This window comes from Bacillus sp. JJ1566, from assembly GCF_036962685.1.
Taxonomy (GTDB): Bacteria; Bacillota; Bacilli; order Bacillales; family Bacillaceae_L; genus Ferdinandcohnia.
The window spans coordinates 1-6,887 of sequence record NZ_JBALOP010000030.1; the positions used below are offsets into that span (position 1 = coordinate 1).

7 protein-coding genes are annotated in these 6,887 nt (G+C 38.1%); all 7 read left to right on the forward strand.

What is annotated here, in order from left to right:
• Window positions 1-51: 51 nt before the first annotated feature.
• The 7 genes from rpmH (at window position 52) to rsmG (ending at window position 6,608) form a co-directional block, all read left to right on the forward strand.
• Entirely contained in the window at window positions 52-186 is a 135-nt protein-coding gene (rpmH, locus tag V7112_RS13190) for a 50S ribosomal protein L34 (RefSeq protein WP_335420354.1), read from the forward strand.
• Window positions 187-368: 182 nt separating this feature from the next.
• The gene (gene rnpA, locus V7112_RS13195; RefSeq protein WP_335420357.1) at window positions 369-716 is read left to right on the forward strand and encodes a ribonuclease P protein component; all 348 of its coding nucleotides are present in this window, start codon (window positions 369-371) and stop codon (window positions 714-716) included.
• 140 nt (window positions 717-856) lie between these two features.
• Window positions 857-1,630, forward strand: coding sequence for a YidC family membrane integrase SpoIIIJ (spoIIIJ, locus tag V7112_RS13200; protein ID WP_335420360.1), 774 nt, complete (start codon window positions 857-859; stop codon window positions 1,628-1,630).
• Complete coding sequence (jag, locus tag V7112_RS13205) at window positions 1,627-2,247, forward strand: RNA-binding cell elongation regulator Jag/EloR (protein WP_335420363.1); 621 nt, start codon at window positions 1,627-1,629, stop codon at window positions 2,245-2,247. The genes spoIIIJ and jag overlap by 4 nt, the downstream gene beginning before the upstream one ends.
• A 314-nt stretch (window positions 2,248-2,561) precedes the next feature.
• Window positions 2,562-3,938: a tRNA uridine-5-carboxymethylaminomethyl(34) synthesis GTPase MnmE gene (gene mnmE / locus V7112_RS13210; RefSeq protein WP_335420366.1), complete on the forward strand. Its 1,377-nt coding sequence runs from the start codon at window positions 2,562-2,564 to the stop codon at window positions 3,936-3,938.
• A gap of 24 nt (window positions 3,939-3,962) precedes the next feature.
• Entirely contained in the window at window positions 3,963-5,846 is a 1,884-nt protein-coding gene (mnmG, locus tag V7112_RS13215) for a tRNA uridine-5-carboxymethylaminomethyl(34) synthesis enzyme MnmG (protein WP_335420369.1), read from the forward strand.
• Window positions 5,847-5,891: 45 nt separating this feature from the next.
• Window positions 5,892-6,608: a 16S rRNA (guanine(527)-N(7))-methyltransferase RsmG gene (rsmG, locus tag V7112_RS13220; RefSeq protein ID WP_335420372.1), complete on the forward strand. Its 717-nt coding sequence runs from the start codon at window positions 5,892-5,894 to the stop codon at window positions 6,606-6,608.
• Window positions 6,609-6,887 lie beyond the last annotated feature (279 nt).

A 6,887-nucleotide genomic window follows, 5' to 3' on the forward strand; every position in this document is an offset into this window, starting at 1 on the left:
CGCCAAGGTGTATTTGATTTTGTGAGTTAATTCCTCAGGGAGGTGTCATATATGAAAAGAACATATCAACCAAGCAAACGTAAACACAGCAGAGTTCACGGATTCCGTAGTCGTATGAGTTCTGTAGGCGGACGTAAAGTTCTTGCTCGTCGTCGTCAAAAAGGAAGAAAAGTATTATCAGCATAGGCCACTGAAAGCTCAGTGGTCTTTTTTTCTAAAAGGATCTATCTTAGCCTTTATAAGAAAAAATGATAAAGATACTTCATATAAACATGTTTTATTCAATTTTTCTTATGACCATACTAGGAATGGACTAGTATGGTCATAAGAACTTGAAACGTTGTTTCGTAGTACGGGAGTTGTAAAGTATGAAAAAAGAATACCGTATAAAAAAGAATCAAGATTTTCAAACGGTGTTTAAATCAGGAAAATCTTCAGCTAATCGGCAATTTATTGTCTATGTTTATAAGAGAGAAGAACTAGAGCATTTCCGGATCGGCTTATCCGTAAGTAAAAAAATTGGAAACGCTGTTACTAGGAATCGTATTAAACGATTGATTCGCCAGTTCTTCCTTGAGCATAAGGAACAGGTTCAAATTAAGGATTATGTAATCATTGCCAGGAAGCCTGTTGCCGAGATGAGCTATGAAGAAGTAAAGAAAAGCTTGCTTCATGTCCTAAAGGTGGCAAAAGTGTTAAAAAAAGTCCCGAAATAGTCGACTTTTTTCAAAGGAAAGAAAGAATTTTTCCTATAAAGATGGTAGAATACAAGGGTACATATTGATTTATCTTCGAATGAATATGTTTTCAAATATATATTTACCTTTAGGATATTTAGAACTAGGAGGAAAAGTAGTTGAAAAGGCGAATATTATTAATAAGTGCGCTAATAGGATTGATTCTTCTATTATCCGGGTGTGCCCAAATCAATGATCCAATTACCGCAGAAAGTACAGGGTTTTGGAACAAATACTTTGTTTATCCTTTATCCTGGCTGATTACTTATTTTGCTGAACTCTTTAATAATAACTATGGTTTAGCGATAATCATTGTAACTCTATTGATTCGTTTTGCTTTATTGCCGTTAATGATTAAACAAACAAAGAGTTCAAAGGCAATGCAAGCAATTCAACCAGAGCTAAAATCATTGCGTGAAAAGTACAGCTCAAAGGACCAAGCAACACAACAAAAACTACAACAAGAAACGATGCAGCTCTTCCAAAAGCATGGTGTCAATCCACTAGCGGGTTGTTTCCCATTATTGATTCAAATGCCAATCTTAATTGGTTTTTACCATGCAATTATGCGAACGGGCGAAATTGCTAATCACAACTTCTTGTGGTTTGACTTAGGTGACTCAGATCCATATTATATTCTTCCGGTAGTTGCTGGTATCACAACATTTATCCAGCAAAAGATTACAATGATGGGCATGGAAAATAATCCACAAATGGCAATGATGCTATGGTTAATGCCAATTATGATCGTTGTTTTTGCGATTAGCTTCCCAGCCGCATTATCTTTATACTGGGTAGTCGGTAATATCTTTATGATTGTTCAAACTTATTTAATCAAAGGTCCAGATATTAGAGCAGCACAATCTGGAAAAGCGGGAGGAGCCAAAAAGTGAAACAAATAACTGCTACAGGGCAAACCGTCGATGAAGCAGTAGAATCAGCTTTAGCTCAATTAAGTACAACAAGAGACCGCACCGAAATACAAATCATCGATGAGGGTAAAAAAGGGATATTTGGGATTTTTGGAACAAAGCCAGCTGTTGTTAAAGTAACTGTGAAAATTGACCCGGTCGAAGAGGCCCAAAAGTTCTTAGAACAAGTGGTTTCTACAATGGGTGTTCCAGCAACATTAGATGTTAGACGTAATGGAAAGAATGTGACATTTCAATTATCAGGTGAAAAAATTGCTGTTTTAATAGGAAAAAGGGGCCAAACCTTAAATTCATTACAGTATTTAACACAACTGGTTGCGAATCGATCTTCAGATCATTATTTGAACATTATCGTCGATGCTGAAAACTATCGAGGTCGTCGTGAAGAAACCTTGGTTCAGCTAGCAGAAAGACTTGCAGATAAAGTAAGACGCACAAAGCAAGATGTCAAATTAGAACCAATGCCTTCGTACGAACGAAAGGTTATTCATACCGCCCTTGCAAATAACGCAAAAGTGAAAACATCTTCAAGCGGTTCAGATCCGAACCGATATATCGTGATTTCACCAGCTGAATAACATACTTAAGAAGCCTAGGCGTCTGCCTAGGTTTTTTTGTGCTCTTTTGAAAGCAATAGAAGGCTGGTCTTTTTAAAGAACGTACTGTTATAGCACAGATTTTCGGTTAATTGTACATGAAGCTGAGTTCTTCGTTATTGTTATTCACATGTGGATAAGATAAAATGGAGTGTAGTTTATTTTGGGAAAACAAGGATTTGTTTTCTGTGTGGATAAAAAGGCAATACTAGTAAAAAGGAATCTACAAAAAGTTATTCACAATTTCAAAAAGCAGAACAAACATATGGAATGTTTATATATAAGAAGGTGAGAAAATGGAGTTTGATACAATAGCAGCCATTTCAACTCCAATGGGAGAAGGAGCAATTGCAATCGTTCGGTTAAGTGGGGATGAAGCAATTGATATTGCAAATCGAGTGTTTATAGGGAAAAATTTAAAAGAGGTTGACTCACATACGATTCATTATGGACATATCATAGATCCAGATACGAACCAAGTCGTAGAGGAAGTAATGCTAACCTTAATGAGAGGACCTAAGACCTTTACGAGAGAGGATGTAATTGAAATCAATTGCCATGGTGGACTTGTTTCGGTTAATCGAGTCCTTCAGCTCGTCCTAACGAATGGGGCAAGGTTAGCTGAACCTGGAGAATTTACAAAACGTGCCTTTTTAAATGGTCGGATTGATCTCTCACAGGCAGAAGCAGTTATGGATTTAATCCGTGCTAAGACCGACCGTGCGATGAATGTAGCAATTGGACAAATGGAAGGACGGTTATCCTCCCTTATTAATCGTTTACGTCAGGAATTACTTGAGACATTAGCACATATTGAAGTAAATATTGATTATCCAGAGTATGATGACGTTGAAGAAATGACGCATCGTGTGTTATTAGAAAAAGCAAACATTGTACGCGATGAAATCATAAAATTATTAGAAACCTCAAACCAAGGAAAAATTTTACGAGAAGGCTTGTCTACTGTTATTATAGGTAGGCCGAACGTAGGAAAATCTTCATTATTAAATAGTCTCGTTCATGAAAATAAGGCAATTGTAACAGATATCCCAGGGACAACTCGTGATGTGATTGAAGAATATGTCAATGTACGAGGTGTTCCATTACGTCTTGTCGATACAGCGGGAATTCGTGAAACAGAGGATATCGTGGAACGGATTGGTGTTGAGCGTTCACGTGAGGTTTTGAAAAAAGCTGATCTCATTTTACTTGTATTAAACTATGGTGATGAGTTTACAGAAGAGGACGAGCGTTTATTTGAAGCTGTTTCAGGTATGGAAACAATTGTTATCATTAATAAAACGGATCTTCCTCAAAAGATAAATATGGAAAGGGTTAAGGAACTTGTTAAAGACAATCCAATTGTTACAACCTCTTTACTAGAGGAAAAAGGGGTAGATGCGTTAGAAGAAGCTATTTCCTCCTTATTTTTTACTGGAAACGTCGAGGCAAATGATTTAACATATGTATCTAACTCTCGTCATATTGCCTTATTAACACAAGCGAAAAAATCAATTGAAGAGGCAATTTTGGGCGTGGAGTCTGATCTACCAATTGATATGGTTCAAATAGATTTAACAAGAACGTGGGAGCTATTAGGAGAAATTATCGGGGATGCTGTTCACGAAAGCCTAATCAACCAGCTATTCTCACAATTTTGTTTAGGGAAGTAATTCTTTCAAGAGGAGGAAATCAAATTGAGCTATGATGCCGGTAAATACGATGTCATCGTCATTGGTGCAGGGCATGCGGGCAGTGAAGCGGGTTTAGCTTCAGCTCGTCTAGGTGCCAAAACACTGATGCTTACTATAAACTTAGATATGGTTGCATTTATGCCATGTAACCCATCAATAGGGGGACCTGCAAAAGGTACAGTTGTCCGTGAAATCGATGCCCTAGGCGGTGAAATGGCTAAAAATATTGACAAAACGCATATTCAAATGAGAATGCTGAACACAGGTAAAGGTCCTGCCGTTCGTGCGTTACGTGCACAAGCAGACAAGTTTTCTTATCAACACGAAATGAAGAAAACTTTAGAGAATGAACCGAATTTAACCCTTGTTCAAGGAATGGTTGAACGTTTAATTGTTGAGGATGGTGTATGTAAGGGTGTTATCACGAAAACAGGTGCCACATACCATGCGAAAACAGTTGTCATTACAACAGGCACATTTTTGCGCGGTGAAATCATTCTTGGCGAATTAAAGTACTCAAGTGGGCCAAATAACCAACAACCGTCTATTAAATTGTCCGAGCATCTTGAGGAATTAGGCTTTAATTTAGTGCGTTTTAAGACGGGGACACCACCGCGTGTCAACAGTCATACGATTGACTATAGTAAAACAGAAATCCAACCTGGTGATGAAACACCTAGAGCTTTTTCGTATGAAACAACAAAATACATTACCGATCAGCTCCCATGCTGGTTAACATACACAAGTCCAGAAACCCATCAAATCATTGATGCAAATTTACATCGTTCTCCTATGTACTCTGGGATGATTAAAGGTAGTGGACCACGTTACTGCCCATCAATTGAGGATAAGGTAGTTCGATTCCATGACAAGCCAAGACATCAAATTTTTCTTGAGCCAGAAGGAAGAAACACGCAGGAGGTCTATGTTCAAGGACTTTCTACAAGCTTACCCGAGGATGTTCAACATCGTTTGATTGCATCTGTTCCAGGTTTGGAAAATGCGCAAATGATGAGACCGGGATATGCAATCGAATACGATGCTATCGTGCCTACTCAGCTTTGGCCAACACTTGAAACGAAGAAAATCAAAAACCTCTATTCAGCGGGTCAAATTAATGGAACATCTGGATATGAGGAAGCCTCAGCTCAAGGGATTATGGCAGGCATTAATGCCGGACGTCGTGCTCTCGGTAAAGAAGAGGTCATCCTTAGCCGTTCAGACGCTTATATTGGTGTCCTCATCGATGATTTGGTTACAAAAGGTACAGCAGAGCCTTATCGTCTCTTAACGTCTCGTGCGGAGTATCGTCTACTTCTTCGCCACGACAATGCAGATTTACGATTAACAGAGCTAGGTCATGAAATAGGGTTAATTTCTGAAGAACGATACCAAAAGTTCATAGATAAAAAGGCAGCCATTGAACAAGAGATGGAACGTCTTCAAGGTGTCCGAATTAAACCAACAGACGAGGTGCAGGAGTTAATCCGCTCAGTTGGTGGAAGTGAATTGAAGGATGGTATTCTTGCGTCTGACTTGCTAAAGCGACCTGAGATGACATATGAGCATATTCGTAAATTAGCTCCTAGTGACTTAGAAGTTCATCCTGATGTTTCAGAGCAAATTGAAATTCAAATCAAGTATGAAGGATATATTCAAAAGTCCTTACAGCAAGTTGATAAATTAAAGCGGATGGAAGACAAAAAAATCCCAGAAAACATCGATTATGATGCCATTTCTGGATTAGCGAATGAAGCAAAAGCAAATTTGAAAGAGGTACATCCTTTATCGATTGCTCAAGCCTCTAGGATTTCTGGAGTAAATCCAGCAGATATTTCCATTCTGCTCGTTTACCTTGAGCAAGGGAAAATTGCACGCGTTAATTAACGAAACTCCAAGGTGTATTTGATTAACATTGGAAGGAAACATAAAATGGACACTTCATTATTTACATCGATGTTGGAGGAGAAGGGGATTTCCCTTTCTCCAACCCAACTGAATCAGTTTGAAACCTATTTTAAATTATTAATTGAATGGAATGAAAAAATGAACCTTACGGCGATTACAGAGAAGCCTGAGGTCTATTTAAAGCATTTTTACGATTCTATTTCAGCTGCATTTTATTTTGACTTTTCAAAGGAATATTCGATTTGTGATGTAGGAGCGGGCGCTGGATTTCCGAGTATCCCTCTAAAAATCTGTTTTCCAAATTTAAAAATCTCTATTGTCGACTCACTCCAAAAGCGAATTACATTCCTTAACGAGCTTTCTAAGGAGCTTCAGCTTGAAAATGTGACATTTTACCATGATCGAGCCGAAACCTTTGGGCAAAAGGGAGAAATTCGTGAATCATTTGATATTGTAATGGCAAGAGCTGTTGCTAGAATGTCTGTATTAAGTGAATTATGTTTACCGCTTGTGAAAGTAAATGGAACATTTCTTGCAATGAAGGCTGCGTCAGTAGCAGAAGAGCTTGAGGATGGGAAAAAGGCCATTACAACACTAGGTGGCAAACTAAAAGAGGTACATCACTTTTTATTACCCATCGAAAATAGTGATCGAAACATTGTAATAATCGAGAAGAAGAAACCAACACCCCAAAAATACCCTCGTAAACCAGGGACACCAAATCGTTCACCTATCATGTAACTATAATCAGCAGGGGTTTCATCCCCTGCTGATTATGGTTACAGCCTCCGGCGGATGCCGCGATTTTATTATAATTTTTGGGCTTTCAGTTTAACCCCATGAATTAGTAGAAAGATAGTAAGATTTTTATTAAATCCATGTTATAATAGAAGGAATGAGAGAGAAAATAGAGAATTATTAACTTTGTTAAGCACAATTTTCTACTATCTAAGTGGTAGGATGGATGTACGGTGTAACGATATGTGAGGCGTTTAACCCTGGCTAAATAAAGTTAAGCCT